General features: G+C 48.3%; 14 protein-coding genes. 8 read left to right on the forward strand and 6 right to left on the reverse strand.

Annotated elements, in window-relative coordinates; all coding sequences use genetic code 11:
* Positions 1-74: 74 nt before the first annotated feature.
* Positions 75-1,751, reverse strand: a complete 1,677-nt coding sequence (locus IEW26_RS10525) for a DUF11 domain-containing protein (protein ID WP_188592335.1) — start codon at positions 1,749-1,751, stop codon at positions 75-77.
* Positions 1,748-8,461 carry a CLIPPER-2 domain-containing protein gene (locus IEW26_RS10530; RefSeq protein ID WP_188592336.1) on the reverse strand — a complete coding sequence of 2,238 codons (6,714 nt, stop codon included), beginning with the start codon at positions 8,459-8,461 and terminating at the stop codon, positions 1,748-1,750. The genes IEW26_RS10525 and IEW26_RS10530 overlap by 4 nt, the downstream gene beginning before the upstream one ends.
* 233 nt (positions 8,462-8,694) lie before the next feature.
* Between IEW26_RS10530 and IEW26_RS10535 the strand changes: the two genes are divergently transcribed.
* Positions 8,695-9,813: a GGDEF domain-containing protein gene (locus IEW26_RS10535; protein ID WP_111272658.1), complete on the forward strand. Its 1,119-nt coding sequence runs from the start codon at positions 8,695-8,697 to the stop codon at positions 9,811-9,813.
* Between the two features lie 119 nt (positions 9,814-9,932).
* Here IEW26_RS10535 and IEW26_RS10540 read toward each other — a convergent pair whose 3' ends face one another.
* The gene (locus IEW26_RS10540; protein ID WP_188592337.1) at positions 9,933-10,454 is read right to left on the reverse strand and encodes a hypothetical protein; all 522 of its coding nucleotides are present in this window, start codon (positions 10,452-10,454) and stop codon (positions 9,933-9,935) included.
* Positions 10,455-10,489: 35 nt separating this feature from the next.
* Entirely contained in the window at positions 10,490-12,130 is a 1,641-nt protein-coding gene (locus IEW26_RS10545; RefSeq protein ID WP_188592338.1) for a sensor domain-containing diguanylate cyclase, read from the reverse strand.
* Positions 12,131-12,438: 308 nt separating this feature from the next.
* Between IEW26_RS10545 and IEW26_RS10550 the strand changes: the two genes are divergently transcribed.
* From IEW26_RS10550 to IEW26_RS10580, 7 genes are all read left to right on the forward strand, one after another.
* Entirely contained in the window at positions 12,439-15,393 is a 2,955-nt protein-coding gene (locus tag IEW26_RS10550; protein ID WP_188592438.1) for a Na+/H+ antiporter subunit A, read from the forward strand.
* A gap of 1 nt (position 15,394) precedes the next feature.
* On the forward strand, positions 15,395-15,733 hold the full coding sequence (locus IEW26_RS10555; protein ID WP_090920602.1) for a Na(+)/H(+) antiporter subunit C: 339 nt from the start codon (positions 15,395-15,397) through the stop codon (positions 15,731-15,733).
* Complete coding sequence (locus IEW26_RS10560) at positions 15,726-17,204, forward strand: Na+/H+ antiporter subunit D (protein WP_188592339.1); 1,479 nt, start codon at positions 15,726-15,728, stop codon at positions 17,202-17,204. The genes IEW26_RS10555 and IEW26_RS10560 overlap by 8 nt, the downstream gene beginning before the upstream one ends.
* Before the next feature lie 6 nt (positions 17,205-17,210).
* Positions 17,211-17,687 (forward strand): Na+/H+ antiporter subunit E, encoded by a 477-nt coding sequence (locus IEW26_RS10565; RefSeq protein WP_111272654.1) that lies wholly within the window; start codon positions 17,211-17,213, stop codon positions 17,685-17,687.
* On the forward strand, positions 17,687-17,971 hold the full coding sequence (locus IEW26_RS10570; protein WP_110896037.1) for a Na(+)/H(+) antiporter subunit F1: 285 nt from the start codon (positions 17,687-17,689) through the stop codon (positions 17,969-17,971). The genes IEW26_RS10565 and IEW26_RS10570 overlap by 1 nt, the downstream gene beginning before the upstream one ends.
* Positions 17,955-18,347, forward strand: coding sequence for a monovalent cation/H(+) antiporter subunit G (gene mnhG, locus IEW26_RS10575; protein ID WP_145402572.1), 393 nt, complete (start codon positions 17,955-17,957; stop codon positions 18,345-18,347). Before IEW26_RS10570 ends, mnhG begins: the two co-directional genes overlap by 17 nt.
* A gap of 314 nt (positions 18,348-18,661) precedes the next feature.
* Entirely contained in the window at positions 18,662-19,450 is a 789-nt protein-coding gene (locus tag IEW26_RS10580; protein ID WP_188592340.1) for a hypothetical protein, read from the forward strand.
* A 248-nt stretch (positions 19,451-19,698) separates the two neighbouring features.
* Here IEW26_RS10580 and IEW26_RS10585 read toward each other — a convergent pair whose 3' ends face one another.
* A complete protein-coding gene (locus tag IEW26_RS10585; protein ID WP_229729802.1) occupies positions 19,699-20,817 on the reverse strand; it encodes a rhamnogalacturonan acetylesterase in 1,119 nt (372 codons plus the stop codon).
* 130 nt (positions 20,818-20,947) lie between these two features.
* Positions 20,948-21,967 carry an alpha/beta hydrolase family protein gene (locus tag IEW26_RS10590; protein ID WP_188592342.1) on the reverse strand — a complete coding sequence of 340 codons (1,020 nt, stop codon included), beginning with the start codon at positions 21,965-21,967 and terminating at the stop codon, positions 20,948-20,950.
* Positions 21,968-22,205: the final 238 nt, after the last annotated feature.

Raw genomic sequence — 22,205 nt, forward strand, 5'->3', positions numbered from 1 at the left:
CCACGGTTGATTGCCGAGTGCATATTCAGCTAGTATACCATTCATTTACGTTTGTGTAATGCCTACTCATCTCCTTACTCATCTCTGTCTTCTATCAGAATACTGTATTCGTTTGATCTGGACTCTCCCGAACGTTTGAGTTCGTTCAACTCATATGTGTAAAACGCAGTCAAATATCCCCGTTGTATGCCTGTATATTCGGAATCCAGCTGCACAACGTATGACAGTTCTTTGGACATATCCGGGCTCAACTCACCAATATGAAGACTTCTTGGCGTTGAATACTCCGGCACATGAAGCTGCATATGGCCACCTTCCTGTGCCACCCATTTTGCACCAGGTGGAAGCAGGTTCCCCAATTGCACGCGAGCAGACAGTGTGCCTGTATTGGTTACCTTTACTTGGAACGTAACTGTCCCCCCCTGCTCCACGCTGTCAGGGACAACGTTGACCAACACCTGAATTACAGGAGCCTGAAGACGGAGCACTGCTTCATTGGAAACCAGCCTGCGCTGAATGACGCGAGAGTCTGGCATGCGGTAGGTATACAGCAGCAAGGCCTGATTCACAAACGTAGAGTTAACCCCTGATCCCACTTGAGCTTCAAACTCAATATGGAGCCCGGAACGCGCAGTCAATGTCCCTAAATCTATTCCTGCACCTGGCTTGGCACCTGGACGCTTGACCCCGTTCCAGCTCATACTGCCCTCAACGAAGGATACTGCCGCAGGCAGAACATCCTGCAGTTTGGCATCCACTGCATATCCGCTGTTATTAGACACCGTAATATGATACCGCACCGAATCACCAGGTGCTGCTGAAGTCGGTGACACCTTTTTTACGATGGAAATCTGAGGCTCAACCACCAACAGTGTGACCTCATTTGAATAAACGGTCTCTCTTCTGCTCGCTGTGATGTATGTCAAAACAGCTATGCTCGATAATTGTTCCGAGCTGAGCTCGCCTGCAACCTGAATACGGTATTGAATGCGAACGGTATTTCCTGGTCCGATCTCTCCCAGCTCAATGCCGTTATCTGGCGTAACCTGAGGTGCAAACATGTCGTTAATCATCACACTGGCAGGAATAAAGACAGTACCTTGTGGCAAAGTCACCGTCACGTATGCATCTGTCGCCGCAGCAAAACCCGGATTGCTCACCATGACTGTATACATTAAAATATCACCTGCAAAGGTATGCGTCCGGTCTACTTGTAAACTCACTTCCAACCGTGACGTCTCTATCCCGACCTCTACCATGTTGGACTTCTCTCGTCCATTAACGGTTCTGCCTTCCGAGGTGTCAAACTCATAATACACTTCTGCCTGATTCATTAGCTGCAGTGACGGGGGCACTTGAACAACAACAACCTGAAAATGGTAATTCAGGACAGAGCCGGGTGTGATCTCTGCAGGAGGCAGACCTTGCGCCGGGGTGACTCCAGGCAGTGGAATGCCGTCCCTGAGCACACTGTTGGGCAGAAGAGAAGTTGCTTGCGTGAGCAGGTCAACCACACGGACTCTTGCCGTGCGGTTTCCTGTATTAACGATCTCAATGTGATAGGTCAGAGATTGCCCCAAGGCTGCTGTTGTTACATTACAGCTTTTGCTGACTTTGATTCTTGGACCAACCCAAGGTGTAACGACCGTATTGGAATAAGCCACCTGTTCCAGTTCAGTCGTACCCGAGCTGAATCGAACCAGGGACTGATTCTTTAACCAGTGGGACAACATACCTGGAACCTCACTCATATCACCACAACCTCAACATTAAATGTAACTGTGATCGAAGCTCCGGCTGCAATCGAACCAAGCGTAATGCCTGTGTTCGGATTTCCCGTCGGTCTTGCCACACCATCTACCACCACACTGCCCGGAACAAATACGGTTCCAGCCGGAACAGGGTCAACCATAACAACGTTGTTTACTGCCTCAATCCCGCTGTTGGTCACCACAACGGTGTAAGTAATGACATCACCAACAACAGCATCAATGGCACTAGTGCTTTTGGCCACGACTACATTAGGAGCCGAGACCGGAATGATCAGCACATTGGATGAAACGGTTCCGGTCAGCTGACGTCCGTCTGGCGGGCTAAAGGTATAGTTGGCTGTAGCCTGGTTAATCAGCTGCTGATTTTGAGGAAGGGAGTCCACTGTAACCCCTAATGTAACCGTCACGTTCACGGAACCACCTGGTAGTATAGCGCCGACAAGAATGCCTGTTTCGGGGTTCGCTCCTGGCTGCGGCACACCGTCAATCAGCACACTGTTCGGGAGAAGCACGGCACCGCTCGGAATGTTATCGGTTAATGTCAGATTCGCAACTAGGTTACCGCTGTTATTTATCGTAAAGGAATACACAATGTCATCACCAATCGTAGCATTGGATGTGCTGGCTGTTTTGGATACAGTCACAATCGGCTGATAGATTGGAGTAATCACAATATTGGAATACGCTGCGCCCGAGAATACCCCGGATGTAAAGCTGACCGCGGATTGACTGCTGACTTGTGATGGTGAAGGCAGTGTATTGACTCGTACAGCATAGGATACTGCGATCGATTCGCCAGGTGCTAATGAACCAAGCGCAATACCGAGCGCAGGGTTGGCTGAAGCACGCGGTGTACCGTTGACCAAAACACTTCCCGAAACAAAGGTGGTCGCCGGATCAATCGGATCCGTCAGGACAATGTTGTTAACCGGATCAATGCCGTTATTGGTCACGACCATCTCATAAACAATCGTGTCCCCTACAACCGCATCTGTCGATGTCGTTGTTTTTACGACCGTCACATTCGGAGCAGACACTTGAATATTCAGTGCGTTGGATGTGAGACTTCCCCCAAGTGTTCTTCCATCAGGCAGTGTGTAGCTGTAAGTAGCCGAAGCCTGATTGGTGATAGACTGGCTTGCCGGGAGTGTCGTAATAACAACCGAAAAGATAACAGTGGTTGTCGTTGATACAACCCCGAGTGAAATTCCCGAAGCCGGATCAGCCCCAGGTACGGATACTCCGTTCACAATGACACTGTTCGGAACAAACTCGGTTCCCGCAGGAATCGTATCTGTCAGCGTGACCGCCGCACCATAGTTCCCGGTATTATTAACAGCGATGCTGTAAATCACGGTATCCCCTACCGTTGCTATCGTTTGATCTCCTGTTTTGACCGCAGCCAGAATAGGCTGATATACCGGCGTTGATACGGTATTTGAAAACGTAGTCGCCGAAAGTGCTCCGGACGTAAAACTTACGGTGGATTGATTATTCAGCACAGCAGGAGCCGTAAGGCTTGTGACCCTCACACTAAATACAACGGTCACTGTAACCCCGGGTGCAATGGAACCCAATGTAATGCCTGTAGATGGACTGGCATTAGGGCGTAGCACACCATCCACAAAGATACTTCCCGCTGAAAGCACGGTACTAGCGGGTAAAGCATCAGTAAAAATCACATTGTTGACATTTGCAATCCCATTATTGGTTATCGCAACACTGTATGTGACGGTATCTCCAACCGAAACAGCTGTCGAAGTCGTTGATTTGACAACCTGCACGTCAGGCGCAGACACAGGAATGGTCAGCACATTGGACTGCACACTCCTCGTAATGTTTCTTCCGTCTGGCAGTGTAAAAGACAAGGCTACCGTGGCCTGATTTATCAGCTGCTGCGGGCTGGGAAGCGTCTCGATTACAACAGAAAACGTAATTGTCGTTGTCGCGCCAGCAGCTACACTTCCAGCAGCGATTCCTGCGGCTGGATCAGCTGCCGGGAGTGGCAGACCGTTTATGATCACACTGTTAGGCACAAGCACCGTGCCAGCTGGCAAGTTATCTGACAAATTAATCAAAGCGGCAAAATTGCCCTGATTACTAACACTGATCGTGTAACTGACGGTATCTCCTACGGTTGCATTCTGTGTACTTGCTGTCTTCTGTGCTGTCAGAATGGGCTGATAAACAGGCGTACTGACCGTATTGGAGAACGTTGTTCCAGAAAATGTGCCTGACGTGAAGCTCACCGTTGAACGATTGCTTAACTGATTGCCCGCAGGAATATCGCTAACTCTAACACTGAACGTAACAATGGCTGTGCCTCCTGGTGCAAGGGTTCCTAGCGGGATGCCTCCCGATGGACTGGCGGCTGGCTGTGATACTGAATTCACCGTTACACTGCCTGTGATGAACGTGGCGCCGGCTGGAATCGGATCTGAGAACTGCACACTGTTCACAGGCGCGATTCCACTGTTCGTGACCACGATGGAATACACGACCGTGTCTCCTACCGTTACGGAGGTGGAGGTTGTACTTTTGACCACCGTTACGTTAGGAGAGGAGACAGGAAAAGTGAGTACATTGGAGGTTGCTGTCCCGGTTAACGTACGTCCATCTGGCGGTGTAAAGGTAAAGGTTGATGAGGCAAAATTACTGAGCTGCTGCGGAGATGGAAGTGAATCTACAACGACAGCAAACGTTACAATTGCCGTTGCTCCGGCAGCTACAATCCCGACCGGAATGCCTGCGCCAGGTGTGACTCCCGGTTGGGGCAGACCCGAAACAACAACACTGTTAGGCACAAGCGTCGTTGCTGCCGGGATCGTGTCTGTAATAGTCACATTCGCTTGCAGATTGCCCGTATTGCTTACTGCAATGGTGTAAACGACGGTATCACCTACAGTGGCATTAACTGTATTGGCCGTTTTGACGAGAGCAATCTGCGGCTGTATGACAGGGGTCTGTGTTGTATTGGAAGATGAAGAACCTGAGAACGATCCGGAAGTAAAGCTGACCGTCGACTGATTGCTAATCTGGGAAGGAATCGGCATAGTTATCCTCACCTCAAAAGTTACGGTGACTTCAGCTCCAGGCGCCAAAGTCCCGATTGGGATGCCGGCGGTCGGATTGGAGAGCGGTGATGCATTTCCGTTCACCAGGACACTTCCGGGTATAAATGGGGTGTTTGAAGGCAGCGGGTTAGCAAATACCACATTGTTGACAGCTGTTGTTCCATTATTTCGAATCACGGAGGTATAGCGAATTGCATCCCCCGACACCGCATAGTCAGCATTATCACTGTTAACAACACTAACATTAGGCAAGGATACCGGAATACTGATCGTGTTGGACAACACAAAGGATGTAATGACTCTCCCGCTGGGCAGTGTGTAATTGTATGAAGTAATGGCCTGATTAATCAGCTGCCTTGCATCAGGCAGACTTGTCACGCTTGCAAGGAAAGACAACGTAACGGAAGCTCCTGCTGCCAGAGCACCGAGACTGATTCCCGAGTTTGGACTAACCCCCGGTAAAGGGTTGCCGTTGAGCAGTACGCTGTTCGTTACAAATACAGCTCCCGCAGGAACCGGGTCGGTGAGTGTAATCACAGACGGGATATTGCCTGAGTTGGTAATCTGAATATTGTAATTGAACGTATCTCCGACGGTCAGACTCGATGTACTCGCAGATTTGACCACTTGAATGACCGGCTGATAGATCGGCGTATTTACTGTAAATGAGGAGGACACACCATTAAAACTTCCTGAAGTAAAAGCAGCACTTGCACGATTACTGACTACTCCAGAAGTCGGGACAGCTGTGACCCTCGTCTGATACCTTACCGTCACCACTGCAGCACTGTTCAGCGTGCCCAAAGGGATGCCGGCAACAGGACTTGCATTTGGTTGTACAGATCCGTTAACGGTAACACTGCCCGCAACAAAGTCCGAACCCGCAGATGGTAAATCCGAAAGCACCAGATTCTGCACCGAACCTGCTCCTGTGTTCGTAAGAATAACAGTATAAGTGAGCGCATCTCCGACAGCAGCATCTGCTGTGTTCACTGTTTTTGATATGCTGATGTTGGGCGCTGATGCAGGTATGCGGACAGTATTGGAGACTGAACTGCCGGATAGATTACGTCCGCTGGGAAGCTGATACGTATAAGAAGCCGTTCCCTGGTTCTCAAGAACTGGCGGCGAGGGTAATGTCGCAAGTGATGCGCGGAATACGACGGTTGCACTGCCGGCAGGTGCAAGAGACCCCAATGTAATTCCGGTTAGTGGGCTCGCCCCTGGTCTTGCTGTACCATTTACCGTCACCGAATCAGACACAAATGTCAGACCCGCCGGAATAGTATCGGTCACGTTTACTTGTGCCGCCAGATTTCCGGTATTCGTGACCTGCAACGTGTACGTAAGCTGATCTCCAAGTGTTGCATTCGTTTCACTTGCCGATTTCACGATACTAATAACGGGTTGATATACAGGTGTTGAAATTGAATTTGAATTGGAGATGCCTGTAAACGCACCTGAGCTGTAGGAGACAGAAGCCCGGTTAAGCAGTGATCCTCCCGTCGGCAGCGACTGCACAGTGACTTGAAAAGTCACCGTTGCGGAAGCACCTGCATTTAATGTTCCCAGCGTGATGCCGCTGGCTGGATTAGAAGCTGGTATGTTGGTACCCCTGACCGTTACACTTCCAGGCACAAAACTCAGTGCTGAAGGAAGACTATCCGTCAAGATCACATTGTTGATCGGCTGGATGCCTGCATTCGTTGTGACTACGGAATACGTGAATGTCTCTCCTACGGCAACATCCGTGACTGTTGCCGTTTTAAGAACGGTTACGTTAGGCAGCGTTACCGGAATGGTAAGTGCGTTGGAAGCCACCGTGCCTGAAATCGTCCGTCCATCGGGGGAATTAAATGAATAAGCAGCGGTGGCCTGGTCAATCAGAGTAGGCGGTGTGGGCAGCCCCGTCACCAGCACTTGAAACGTAATTGTGGTGACACTACCTGCCGGAAGTGTACCTATATTCACCCCCGCAGCTGGATTAGCGCCTGTAACAACCGCTCCGTTCACACGGAAGCTTCCGGCTACAAAGCTGCTACCCGCCGGAATGTTGTCTGTGATCGTCACATTGGCCCCTATATTGCCCCCATTTGTCACCTGCAGCGTGTATGTCACCTGATCCCCTACCGTCGCATTCGCTGTGCTTGCTGATTTCACGATGGACAGATTGGGTGAATAGACGGTGAGAACAGCATTATTAGATGGAATGATACCTGTAATGATTGAACCACCGGCTACGCTTTGAAAAGTAAAGGCTGCGTTGGCTGAGTTCACGAGCTGCAGAATACTGGTATTGTTTGCTATGGCCGCTCGGTAAGTAACAACAATGTTGGTTCCCAGACCCAATGAGCCTAAAGGTATGCCGGATGTAACATCAAGTGTGGGCAGAGAAACCCCGGCTACAGTTACACTACCAGGAACAAAGGTCAGACCTGTTGGCAGCGTATCGGACAGAACGACACTCGCAGCATTGGCTGTACCGCTGTTTGTGATCGTTGCCGTATAAAGGATACTGTCCCCGGCTACGGCTCCCGTTGCCGAGAAAGATTTCGACACTGTTATCCGCGGTGCATTAATGTCCACTTGTATGGCGTTGCCGTTGACAATGTAAGCATCACCGGATGTAGTGAGGGTCAGCACCGCCGAGGATTGATTATTGATCAGTCTTGCAGACACATCCACATTGGTGATGTCCCAGCCTTGACGTCCCCCTACAATGTTCGTTCCCGGCGCTCCATTAATCTGGTTCCGATTGCCGAAGGTTCCTGTTGTGTTCAGCGCTCCTGTATCCCCGTTAATTTGCGACGCAAAAAAATTGGCCGCCAGATTATTCGGCCCGGATAACGCCACTGAGGTTGCAGAGGTAGGCCCAAATAACGCCTGATCTCCTGTTCGGTTCGCATCACCCTCCTGTGCACTGAATAGTGCTCTGCCCCCCAATGCTCCCGAGATCGGTGTTGCAAAACCTGTGAGTGTTGTCACAACCGGTGCTGAAGAAGCCTGCACCAGCACTCCCCCGGCTCTCAATGACATATTTCGAAAAGGCAGATTTCCATTTTGGTATATGACTCCCAGCGTCCACCCTGCATGATTGGCTGTAGCATCATTGGCAATGACAATCGTGCCAACGACGCCACCGGTTACATATGTACCCGCCCCGCCATTTTGCACAAGTGCAGTCACATTCGCCGAACGAACATACCCGGCCGCATTGTTTCCCAGATCAAACTGATTGTATGTAACCGGATCTGGCGTAATACTGAAGGTGCCCGCAGGTGTGGTGAAGGAAACCGGATTATTAATGGCGGAGCTGAGATTGACCGATCCGTTAATGTAACTTCCGCCCCAGATCAGTTCCGCATAGAGCACTGTACTCCCCGAAGGCAGGACCAGAATTGCAGCAGAGCTGTTGCTTTGGTACAGACTCGTGGTGCCCGCCGGATACGTGCCGTAAGTTAAGGACGTATTCGTAGTCGTAAATCCCCCGATGCTGTCTTGGGTCCCTGGCACTCCTGCCGTATCGGACCGGCTTAGTCCAAGAGTGTTGCCTGTGAACGTAATGGCTCCTGTAGCGTTAACGGTTGAACGAACGACAAGAGGAATGAATATCACCTCCCATTCTGTAATGATTTGAATCGTGCAACAAAGCCTTATTATCAGTCTATGTAGCCAAGTAAGTAAATTTGTATGTCCATTTCCCGAAAGCTGGTATTTTATCTGGGTATTTATGTAAGGTTTCTTGTCATGGTTTAAATAAATTCGCTTGCGTTTTGCCGATTGTATCTTATAATCTACTTATACGAGAGTCATCTGTCGTATCATTTCTATGCAGTCAGCGGTGATATATGAACAGTTCATCAGTACATAACAGTCAGATCCCGACAGAGTATGAGAGCAAGCATTCCAAATGGATACGCAAAATGCTTCATGCCTACTGGGTTGTTGTCATTGTTCACTTTTTAATTCAGGTTGGTTGTTATCTTTTTCTAAAATATGACCGTGCCCTCCCGGATTTTATAGTAAACGTCCTGTTTTGGCCTACCGCGATCAGCATGGTTTGTATTTTGCTCGCCAGTTATGTAGATCGAAGGTTTCCTTCCTGCTCGTTCACAACGATGTCCGTTGCCAGTACAGTAATCGCATGGACCATTATTCATGTCAATTACGATATAAGAATTATGCTAGCCATATGTCTGCTGCCCATCTTTGCTTCTGTGCTGTTCTTCAACAGCAAACGGGTCTGGTTCGTTTTCTCCTTGCAAATGGCCGGATACGCTCTTCTTCTGTTCGACCCAGCTTACCGCGCCTATTTAAACTCGTTCGACATGGTATCTATTCCGGTGTTCCTCATTTTGGCTACGTACGTTGCACAAATCATTGTGACCAGCGGCGTCGAAGTGCTGGAGGATTTACAGCAAAGTATGGAGGCTAAACAGGAGCTTATCGTGCGAAATGCCATCATTGCGAAACAGTCCAAAACGGACGGGTTAACTAACCTGTACAACCAAAGCTCGTTTAAAGACTTTTATGAAAAAGCAATTGAATATGCCAATAGCGGCATGAGCCTGCATCTGGCCCTGATTGATATCGATAATTTCAAATTAATTAATGATACCTATGGACATCGGGTGGGAGATATCATTTTGGAGAAAGTATCCCGAATCATTCAGGAAAGCATCACAGCAAGTGACATTGCAGCGCGGTATGGTGGCGAGGAGTTTGCCCTGCTAATGTTAGAGCAGTCTTTTGAACAGGCCTATAATTTGGTGGAGCAGATCAGACAGAAGATTTCACTTATGGGTCATTTTGAACTTGAAGGAGCTGCAATTACCGTCAGCATCGGACTAAAAGGATACAATCTCAATCTGAGTAAAGACAAATTGTTTGAAGAAGTGGATGCCTGTCTGTATGCTGCGAAACGTACAGGAAAAAATAAAACGGTGACGTCGCTGATTCCAGCCTGACCCACCGTCAATATGTACAAAAAAGTTGTGTTGTATACCGTGGCAAGCATGGTACACCTCACAACTTTTTTCGTTATTTCAATTCTTCCAGCTGCCCTAGGCCAAGTGAGCTGACTGCGTCAGACCGCCCACTCCCAGCGGTGTCGATACTGTTCCAGCTTGGGATGCATTTCTCCGGGCTGACCATCAACAATCAAGCGTACCTGCTTGATCCACTCTGTAAACGAGTCAAAGGATGCCCATAGATTAGCCATCTCGGCCGTCATATATAGAAATAAAGGAGCCGCGTACTCTGTTTGGACATGCCTGAGCGCTGAGTCAATAGGCGTATACTTCTTTCGTTTCCCTTCCAATCCTTCTACCCGAATGGGCAATGACGAGTGATCCCGCCGCCATTCATGAAGGCGATCCTCTCTTTGGTAAAAGGACTGCACCGCATCCCGGCTCATCCGCTTCACCGTGCTCTCATGCAGCGGATAAAGCACTAATTGTTTAAATGCGCGTGTATCCAGAATGGTTGCCGCTCGTTCGAGCTGCTCATCCGTTACATGCTGGAACGAGTCATAGAATACAAGTGTTCCTTTGCGAGTAGGAGCTGCAGGTTCGAAGCCATACGGCACATTGGTATATTTTCCAGACAAAGTTCTTTCCCTCCCCTCAATACACTTAGTATATACTACCGCTCCTGATCCAACTCTGAATAAAAAGTTACTCTGTTCTTACCCGCACGTTTGGAGAGATATAATGCTTCGTCTGCCATACGAATAATTTCACTCGGATTCGTACTATTCGTCGGATACTCGGCGCCTCCAACGCTGCAACCGATGTGCACTCGTTCGTAATCAATGATAAAAGGTTTATTCAAGCTCTGGATAATATCCTGAGCATACTGAGTCGCTTCTTCTCTAGGATGATCTCCCACAGAAGGAAGCACAATCAGAAATTCGTCACCCCCGAGCCGGACTGTAATGCCCTGCTCATGACTTAAAGCAGTTAGGCGCTGAGCTACCTTTTGGAGCAGTACATCACCAGACTGATGTCCGAGCGTATCATTGACACTTTTGAAGCCGTCCAGATCCAGATACAGGAAGGTCAGTGTATGTTCTTCACTTTCCATTTCGAGTGAATCCTCAAGGTACAACTCAAGGGCTGTTCGATTTTTTAATCCGGTCAACTGGTCAACATGAGCCAGATTTTGCATTACGACAAGTTCCGTGTCTTTATCCATGATTGAAGATACCATGTTGCGCAAAGAACGAGACAGGTCCTCAATCTCTTTAATTCCTTGATTATCGGGAATTTCAATACGTTCCCCTGCACCCAGCCGATTGGCCACTCTTGTCAGGCGGCCCAGCGGTGCAGATATCCATCTGGAGATTAACCAGCCGAATAGCACAAACAACAGCGTAGCAGCAAGACCGGTCCATATATTAAACCACATCAGGTCAATAACGGCAGCATACGCCGTGGATTTCACCTGTCTTATAATGATCGTCCAGCCCAAACCAGGGTAGTCTCGATATCCCTGACTGTACGCAAGTCCGGTGACGTATTCCTTGCCATCCGGCCACTTCTCGCTTGACCAGGTGCTTTTGTCGTATCGGGCCTGGCTAATTCCTTGTAGCACCAACGATTTACCAATCCACTCTTTCGGACCAAGAAGCACTGTATTGTCTTTTTTGCTAACGATAAAAAATTCAAGATCCTTCTCTTCGCGTTCAAGGGGAGCAAGGACGGATTCTTCAACTTCTTTGGCCCACGCCCAGCTCAAATGAGCTGCCAAGACACCTCGAGTCTTCCCCTGACTATCCTTGAGCGGAAAGCTGATATCCACAAATTGCAGCGGCTCTCCCGATGGATTCGGCAGCAGTTTCGCCAGCAGCACTGCATTATGTACGTCCCCTATAAACTTACCCTTGATTCCTTCCTGAAATACAGGCCGTTCGGACAAGTTTTTGCCTAACAGCACTCCATCCGTAGCGGCGAGCACGTTTCCTTTGGGGTCCATGTATCCAATCCAAGAGAATGTGGGAAAGCTATTTTGCATCTGATCCAGCAGAATCTGGATATCGACCGCGTTAAATTTATCTTTTAAGGACGACATATCGCCAAGAAGATTCATCTCCCCTGAGCGGGCATACATGAACCGATCCAGCTTGTCCGCTGCTTGCGCAGCCGTGCCCTCCAGTGAATGTCCGATCTCCGTTTCTACGGATACAAATGACTTTTTGCTGAAAATAGAGCCAATCGTCACGATGACCAGCAGAGATAATGTAGCAAAAACAACGGTAAGCACCGTTCTTAGTTTAAATGACATGATGGCCTCCTGCACCTACGATAAATATTTCTTGCAATTTTCCCTTTCCAGACTCTCTACTGTAAAACAGAATGATTTCGCTTTCACATATTTGAACTATATCGGCTGTCATAACCACATTTTTTATATATGTGTCCATATATTTTGACATCGAAACACCACCGAGTTTCTTCCATTCAAAGAATAGTCACGATTCTGTATATACATACTTGGGTTATGAATATAGAGAGCAAGCATATCCTTGAAGAATTGCGCCTGTTATGTCACATACAGAGAATGACAAGAAAATAAACACTGGGGGTGTAATGTTGAGCCTGCTTCATGCTGCTGTTATTTTTCCTTTTGCGGCTGGATTCATACTTGCCATGCTGCACAGATTGTTCCGTAACGTTCATCTGGGATGGGCGGTGCTATTTGTACCGTTATCCTTATTCATTTATTTTACAAGCCAGATCTCTGCTGTATCAGAACGACATGCCATTTCGGGTCAGATTCCCTGGATTCCGTCTTTAGACATCGGTTTTAATCTATATCTGGACGGGTTGAGTTTACTTTTAGCGCTGCTGATCAGCGGAATCGGTATACTCGTTGTCTTCTACTCCATTTTTTATATGAGCAGAACAGAAGCTTTACAGCGCTTCTATCTATATCTGTTAATGTTCATGGGCGCCATGCTTGGCGTTGTATGTTCAGATAATATGATCGTACTGTATGGATTCTGGGAACTCACCAGCATTACATCATTTCTGTTAATCGCATTCCATTACAAGCGTAAAGCTTCAACCTCTGGCGCACAGAAATCGTTCCTGATCACGGTCTTCGGCGGTTTCGCCATGCTGGCCGGATTCATGCTGATGTACCTCATGACAGGAACCTTCAGCATTCGGGCTACCATTACCGAGTGGGGGCATATTCAGGATAGCCCGCTTTTTCTTCCTGCCCTTGTGCTGATTCTGATTGGAGCCTTTACCAAATCGGCACAATTTCCATTCCATATCTGGCTGCCCGATGCGATGGAAGCCCCTACTCCCGTTAGTGCGTACCTGCACTCCGCTACGATGGTTAAGGCCGGACTTTATGTTGTTGCCCGTTTCACCCCGATTTTTGGCGGACAGGGACTCTGGTTCTGGCTTGTCACAGGTGTGGGACTGCTTACTTTGGGATATGGATCATTTCTCGCCGTCAAGAAGACGGACCTTAAGGCCATTCTCGCCTATTCGACCATCTCGCAACTCGGTCTGATTATGTCCCTGTTCGGAATCGGATCTGCAGCTCTCTATTTCGGATACGGCGACTCTTCGGCAGTGTACACGGTAGCGATTACAGCTGGTCTGCTTCACCTGTTCAATCATGGAACGTTCAAGGCCGCGTTATTTATGGTTGTAGGCATCGTGGATCATGAGAGGGGTACACGCGATATTCGCAAGCTCGGCGGACTAGCCGCATTTATGCCCGTTACGTTCAGTCTCGCTCTCATCGGCTCGCTTGCCATGGCAGGTATTCCGCCCTTTAACGGGTTTCTCAGTAAAGAATTGTTCTTTCAAGCGATGGTGCAAATGACCCAACTGCGGATCTTCGGTCTTGGCTCCTGGAGCATTGTATTCCCTGTTATCGCCTGGTTGGCCAGTGTATTTACACTCATCTATGCTCTGATTATCGTGTTCAAAACATTCCTCGGTCGTAGCCGAAGCGAGCTGCCTGCCGGGAAGCTGCATGAAGCCCCCGCAGGACTGCTGATTCCACCATTCGTTCTGTGCATGCTGGTTATCGGCTTTGGACTCTTTCCAGATCTGCTCTCCGGGTCACTGATCGAACCGGCCATGGCTGCCGTTCTTCCTTCCCTTCTGAATGGGGATGAACGCTTTGATGTACATTTCTCTCTATGGCATGGCTGGACTCCTGAATTGTTCATGACCATCGGGGTAGTTGTACTCGGAGTCATGTTGTATAAGCTGCTGCCACGATGGAGGAATATTTATGAGCACTATCCGCAAGGCTTAACGATTAACAACATGTATCATGTGGTGCTGGACAACGTACAGCATTATGCGCGTAAATGGACGGAAGCCTATATGAACGGCTCGGTTCGGAACTATCTGGTGTACATTTTCTCTTTCACGGTGGCACTGCTGGTCTACGCCTTCTTCCGCTCAGGGCAGAATATTACCTGGAATGTGCAGGAGCACGCACCCTTTTCTTTCTATGAGGTTGTACTGCTGCTCACTCTGATTGCAGCCGCCGTTTCGATTCCTTTTGCCAAAAACCGTTTGTCAGCGGTCATTATGACGGGAGCGGTCGGTTATGTGGTGACCTTGCTGTTTGTGCTGTTCCGAGCGCCTGACCTTGCGCTGACGCAGATGATTGTGGAGACGGTATCCGTTGCGCTCTTCCTGCTCTGCTTTTACCACCTGCCCGAATTACAGCGCGGCAGGTCAAGCCGTCGCTACCTCACCGTTAATATGATTGTGGCGATCTCTGTAGGTATCGTGATGACACTTGTCGCCCTCGCTGCAAGCGGAACGGTATCGCTGGACAGCATCTCGTCATTCTTTTTGCAGGAAGCCTACAGTTCGGCGGGAGGTAAAAATGTCGTTAACGTGCTGCTAGTCGATTTCCGCGGCTATGATACCCTGCTCGAAATTATGGTTCTTGGTGTAGCTTCTCTGTCCATCTATTCCATGATCAATCTGAATCTGGAAGCGAAGGATCTCGGTGCCAGACTCAAATTTCGCAAAAAAGAAGAGAGAACCGATGAGGAACCCGAGCTCGATGATGAAGCAGATAATACATGGAAATACGGAAATCGCGAGCGCAGCACATTGTCCTGGGATACGGTTCCTTTGCAAAGCAATGATGTGTTGCTTCAAACGACAACGAAGGTCGTTGTATTTATTATTCTGACGTTTGCGATGCACCTGTTCTTTGCCGGACATCATAATCCGGGGGGCGGCTTCATTGGTGGTCTTGTGACCGCAGCCGCTCTCGTGCTTATTGCTCTCGCTTTCAGCACAGATACGATACGCAAGGCGCTCCCCATTGATTTTCGGAGTTTAACCGCCATCGGTCTGGGCATCGCGCTGCTTACTGGCGCAGGTTCACTTCTGTTCGGTGCTCCGTTTCTAAGTCAGACGTTCGGATATTTCGAACTGCCTTTGCTTGGTGAGACGGAGCTTGCAACAGCTATGCTGTTTGACCTTGGCGTATACCTCGCTGTGCTGGGTGTCACCATGACTATCATTCTACAGATCGGGGAGGATCGTTGATATGGAGATATTGATGTGTGTAGCTGTGGGCATTCTGTTTGCGGTTGCCGTCTTTCTAATCTTGTCGCGGAGCCTGCTCCGTATCGTGCTTGGCATGTCCATACTGACACATGGCGTGCACCTGCTGCTGATTACAATGTCACGTCTCAAGACCGGAGCACCCCCACTGCTGGGAGAAATGGCTGAGAAATACGTTGATCCGCTTCCACAAGCGTTAATTCTAACGTCGATTGTTATTAATTTTGGATTGACTGCTTTCTTCTTTGTACTCTCCTATCGTTCGTATCTGAAGCTGAGAACAGACGACATGGAAGAAGTCAGGGGGCGGCCATATGAATAACCTCGTCGTTCTGCCCATTCTGCTGCCACTCATCTCAGGCGTGCTCGCACTAATGTTTTTCCGAAAAATACAGGTACAGCGTTTCGTTAGTGTGATTGGGCTCCTGGCGACGGCCACCGCCTCTACCCTGCTCATTACGCGCGTAGCACGGTCGGGTGTGATGACGCTGAACATGGGCGGCTGGGCGCCGCCATACGGTATTGTGCTTGTCGCTGATATGGTTGCCGCCCTGCTGGTTGTCGCTGCTTCCATTATTGCCCTGGCCTGTCTTTTCTACGCTTTTCGAAGCATTAACAAGGAACGGGAGCAGCATCACTTCTATCCGTTCTTTCATTTCCTGATTGCAGGTGTAAACGCATCGTTTCTGACAGGTGACTTATTTAATCTGTTTGTCAGCTTTGAATTGATGCTGATCTCCTCCTATGCACTAATTGTGCTCGGGGGCACAGAACGACAACTGCGGGAAACGATTAAATATGTATTAATTAACATCGTATCCTCTGCCCTGTTTGTCGCCTCGATCGGCTTCCTGTATTCCATTACAGGCACGCTGAATATGGCTGACTTGTCGGTTCGAATTGCCGAAGTGGGACAAAGCGGAGTTGTCACGTTGATTGCAGTTCTTTTCCTGATCGTATTCAGCATCAAAGCCGGTTTGTTTCTGTTCTTCTGGTTATCCGGCTCGTACGCGGCGCCACCAGCTGTCGTGACAGCACTGTTCGCCGGATTGCTTACCAAGGTAGGCCTGTATGCGATTGTGCGCACATTCACGTTGATCTTCTATCATGATCCCGACTTCTTCCATGCCTTGATTGGCTGGATGGCTGGAGCAACGATGGTGCTGGGTGTCATCGGGGCGATCTCGTATCGTGACGTGAACAAAATTTTGATCTACAACGTTGTTGCCGGCGTTGGATTCGTTGCATTTGGCATGGCTGCGGCGAGCCGTTCTGCTCTGGAGGGTCTGCTGTTCTATATGCTGCATGACATGCTGATCAAAACCTTGTTATTCCTGCTTGGCGGGGCCTTGATTGCGGTAGCAGGCACATCGAGGCTCGATAACATGGGCGGGCTGATCCAACGTTATCCGGTATTGGGCTGGATGTTCTTCATCAGTGCACTTGCCCTTGCCGGGCTGCCGCCATTCAGCGGATTCCCGGGCAAGCTGTTGCTTTTCGAAGGTGGCTTCGAGGCCGGATTATATGGTCTGACCGGGATAGCAGTGCTCTCCAGTCTGCTGATGCTGTATTCCGTCTTGCGTATCTTCATTCAGGCATTCTGGGGCGAACCTCCTGCAGGGATGGCCAGACGCCCTTACGCGGTGAACGGCCTGCTGATACCTGCCGGTATTCTGTTTGCATTTATCATCGTCATGGGCTTGGGCGCTGAAGGCATGTTCCAGCTTACTTCCCGCGCAGGCGATATTCTGCTGCATCCCAATATTTATATTGATGCGGTTTTGAAGGAGTAGATGTCTATGGCCTTTCAGATTGTACTCAATCTCATTATTGCTTTTGTCTGGATGTTTCTGAATAATTCGTGGAACGGCATTGGCTTTCTCATTGGATATATGCTTGGACTGCTCTTGATCGGAGGCATGCGTCGCTTCTTCCCGCAGCGCTTCTATATTGTAAGGGTGTGGGCCATTTTCAAGCTGATCATCCTGCTGTTTAAAGAGCTTGTACGGGCGAGTATTGGTGTTATTCGCGAGATCATTAAACCAAAGCTGGATATTCGTCCCGGTATCTTCAGCTATCGCACCCAGCTATCCTCCGATTGGGAGGTTACCTTGCTCTGTCTGCTGATCTCGTTAACTCCGGGTTCGCTGCCGCTTGAAATTTCGGGTAATCAACGCAAGCTTTTTATCCACGCACTGGATATCAAGGACGAAGAGCGTATGAGAAACGACATTCAGAATACGTTCGAAAAAGCAATTATGGAGGTGACGCGTTAATGTTATCCTCACTGCTGTTTATCTCTCTGCTCATTTTGTCTCTAGCGATTCTGGCTTGTTTGTACCGCGTGCTTCGCGGCCCTTCCATGGCTGACCGGATCACTGCACTTGATACGATCGGAATCAACGTTATCGCGATTGTTGCTGTACTGTCGATGATGCTGCAGACACAGGCTTATCTGGATATTATTTTGCTGATTGGCATACTCGCTTTTCTGAGTACAGTTGCATTTGCACGGTATATTGAACGAGGGGCGGTGTTTAAAAATGAAGGAGATCGTTAGCGTAACCGCTGAGACAGCGATCGGTCTGCTCGTACTGCTTGGTGCTCTGCTTAGTGCACTTAGTGCCTTCGGAATCCTTCGTCTGCCCGATGTATATTTAAGAGCACATGCAGCCACCAAAAGCATGACGCTTGGTGTATTTTGTGTCCTGAGCGGCGCGTTTTTCTTCTTTTGGTATTTTGACAATTATATCAGTGCACGCCTGCTGCTCGGTATTCTGTTTGTGTTCATTACCGCGCCCGTGGCAGGGCATCTGAACGGCCGGGCAGCGTATCGTACCGATGTCCCGCTCTGGGAACAAAGTGTGCAGGATGAGCTGGAGCCGCTGTTAAAAGGCAAAAAGATGAATCATGAAGCGAAGGATATGATGGAGTAGTCTATGTGGGCTACATTAAGAGATTTACACAGAACACTCCGATGACAGAATAACCTTCCGATCGCTGTTATCCCTTTTCTTAAAAGAATAATTGGGGATAAAGTATGAAAGTAGAGGGTGCTTAGGGGTATATGTAGGAAAAACCCAATTTCTCACAAATGAGATGTTGGGTTTTTTGTATTTTCAAGTACATGTAGAAATGTCGAGACAAAATATAATGGTAGTATGTGTTAAAATCCCCTGTGATATAGTTGACCAATGGTAAATTAAGTTATATAATGTTATTAATTGGGATTTTTTGAAGGAGGTCAAGCATGTCTAGTAAATTACACTACCACGGCGAACTAGACTCTGCTATAAAGCTACTCAGAATTGCATACGGATTCGAAAACTGGCTTGAGGTTTTAAGGTTATCTGAGGATTTATATGAAGATGCGTTACAAGCGTATAACATGCAAATGATATCATTAGATGCTATTTTACATACAAAACGATCTATAATTTACTATGTAGGGTACGCATTGCTGATGCAGGGCATTGCGTACCAGAAACTTTCGGAATTTGATAAATCAAGGGAGCGTGTTCTTAAATACGCTGATTGGGGTTGGGTAGTTAATCCAGATGAAGAAACCAAAACAGAAATTGAGTTTTATGCCAACACCTCAAAACTCAATCTAATTGTCTTGGAATTGTTACAAGGTAATGGTGACCGTATAGAGGAATACATTTCCTTTATACAAGCAAATGTTGAAGAAACCACTGCTGGATTACTAACTCTTTTAGAAGCTAATCGTATTAACGGATTACAAGTTCACGGCTATCACCATATGTTTGACGAACATGCCAGTGAGCGCACAAGACAATCTATAAAATCCGAAGATATGCCGTCATACTTAAAGTATATTTATGAGTATACTCTTTACAAGATTAGAACATCGGATCAGGAGACTGCAATTAATAATTTACTTTACTGTTTAGCAATTGCATCTAAAATTAGTTACGACAAGTCTTCGATTAAATACGTCACATTGTTCGAACAACTAAGAGACTACGCTACAGTTTCCCAAGTGGAGAAGTATAAGTCTATATTAGAGGGGATATGAATATGAAGCAGAGATTGATGAATATGTTAATTATAACTATTATTTCTTTAGACCCAATTATACAACTATTCAATCACGGTACAGGACACTAAAAAGTCGCTATTAAAAGTAAAAAATCCCCCAAGGATCAGGCCGCTTATGCCGCGGTACATCCTTGGGGGATTTTTGATACTACTTAATAGGGTCTGTAAAGTTTAGTTCGTTATATATAAAGTAAACGATGAGGATTAGCTCATTCTTCGCTGTGGTCAGAAGCCGCTTAATCCTTGACGTTTCAAGTCGGCAGCTACGATTCGTGCCAGCTGTGCTGCCCCTTGTCGGTTCGGGTGCAGACTGTCACCATTCATATACAAGGCGAGTGTTGCCGCTGGACCGATAGAAGTGAAGTAAGCTGAGCTTAGCTTGTTCAAGTCCACAAGTGTGACTCCTTCCTCCTGTGCCAGTGCACGTGTAGATGCGTTGTACCAGCGATTCTCTGCCTGATGCACATTGACTGCATTAAAGTCAGTGGCTCGGCCTTGAGGGGTGGAGAGAACAACCGTTGCCCCTTTGCTCTTCGCCTTTCGCACCATATCCCGCATAATTTCTTTAAACTGCGCTTCAGTTGTATTGTTTTTGGCGTTCGTATCATTGATGCCGAGCTGCAGAATGAAGTAATCACCCGGTTTGATATATTTCAGAATAGCCTCCATCTGACCATCATCGCGGAATCCTCTGGCAATCTGCCCGCCTGTCGCCATATTACGTACCTGGAATGTCGTGTTATTTACATATGAAGGGAACAGCTGCCCCCATCCTGCTTGTACGCTGCTGCTCAGCGGATAATAGTTGCATACTGTAGAATCCCCGCCAATGTAAATCGTGCGATTCGTGACCGGCTGGCTGGACAGCTTGCGAATCTCTAGTGCACTCAGCGTGAATGCCGTACCTTCCTTGCCTTCAGTCACGAGCAGATTCAACTGCCCGTCTGTGATTGGAATCTGGAATTGATCGGTTGCGCCATTGCCCGTCATGTTCATGATCTGGTACACACCTTCTGCTGCCACACTGGCTCTGGCGGTGTTACCCAATATCACTTTAACTTCATACAGACCATTGGGCAGATCAACGTTAAAGGTGTTATTGCTTTTGGTGCCAAACGTCAGGAATTGAACCGCATCACTTCGAACACCGCTGCCCGACGCCGATACATTTCTCATATTTGCCGGTGTATTGAAGCCGTAGCCCTTCGCGGACGTGTAAGCCTCTGTCGCTGATACCCCTGTATACCCGTTCTCTACCCCGCCTGCCCCAAAATCAAATTTGTACTGATCTGCTGCAGCTTCGGCAACCTGTCCACCATCACTACCCCATCCAACTACGATCATACTTGTTGCAAGAACAGTACACAGCATCATTTTTAAAGAGGTTGACCATCTCACCTTTTACCGCTCCCCTCAAATTATAGATACTTCCATTGGTGCACCTCAAGCTTGCTCAAGCTGAACATCACACGACTTACAATACCTGGTCAAGCCAGTCATAGGCTTTGGCACCGCTAATCTCATGTCCACCGTCAAAATAATCCGCATCCAGCGCTTGCTCAGCCCCGGCATGTTTATAGATCTTTTTCAAACGTTCATGAGCCTCACGTGCCGAATGAAGCGGAAAAACCAGATCCTCACTGCCTATCTCCAGAAATAAAGGGCGTGGAGCAATCAAACCGATGATGTCCGGCAGCTCGGCCTCCTGCAAAATCCCTGGGATGTAATTGTCAAGACAATGGTTGCGATCCAGAATGCTTCCATGGAACGTGCTTGCGTAACCACTGACAACAGCAACCTGACAACGCTCATCCAGTGCAGCTGTAAAGGCTGTAACCAATCCCCCGCCGGATATGCCCATGCTCCCGATCCGATGCGGGTCAACTTCGGGCCGAGTCGATAAATAATCCAACACACGTGTTGTTTCATACACCCGATGACCGGCAAGCGTTTGGCCTGCCATGAGCAGATGGGCGGCAATCTTCGTGCAGGAGCTTGCTCCCGGCGGCGCATCACGATCCTCCTCCAGCCTGCGATCACCAAATCCCAGCAGCTCTGGCGCTGCAACGACATATCCCCGCTTCACAAGAGCAACCGCAAAATCTTTGTGTAATCCGGGATCTCCAGCCCGCGGTGAACCATCAGGTTCCATACCGCAGATTTCGCGGCTTCCATATCCATGTCCGTGACATGCTGCAATTGCAGGCAGCCCCTTCTCGGTAGCGCTTACATTATCAGGTATCAAAAGATACATAGGCATTCGCAATCCTGCATAGGTTGTAATCTCCACCCGTTCACGGGTGTAACCGTCACATGAAACGCGCTCAAGCTGTACAGGATTTAATGCTGCTGCCACTGCTGGAAAATCCCCCAGTCGCTCCTGTACATGGTGACGCAGCTCCATGCGCCATGACTCCAAAGACAGGTCTTCCTGATAAGCAGAACGGCCGCGAAATTGGGTTTGCTGCTGCAGATAAGCTTCGATTTCGGACATTTTGCGTGTCCCTCCTATGTTTGCTGGAATAATACAGCGTTTGATTTGAAATATTTGGTAACCTCAATCTATTATAGTATCAGATGGGACAGCTTCGCTACCTCTGTTTTATTTGCTTTAAAGCAATTTTTCAACTTTAATGCTTTTTGTCTGTCAGCAATCCGGAGATAAGTACACTGATGGAATAAGGAGCTCGAGCTCTCAGATGGTGAAAAAAAGATATTCCAGACCTCTGCCA

Source organism: Paenibacillus silvae, assembly GCF_014639235.1.
Lineage (GTDB): Bacteria > Bacillota > Bacilli > Paenibacillales > Paenibacillaceae > Paenibacillus > Paenibacillus silvae.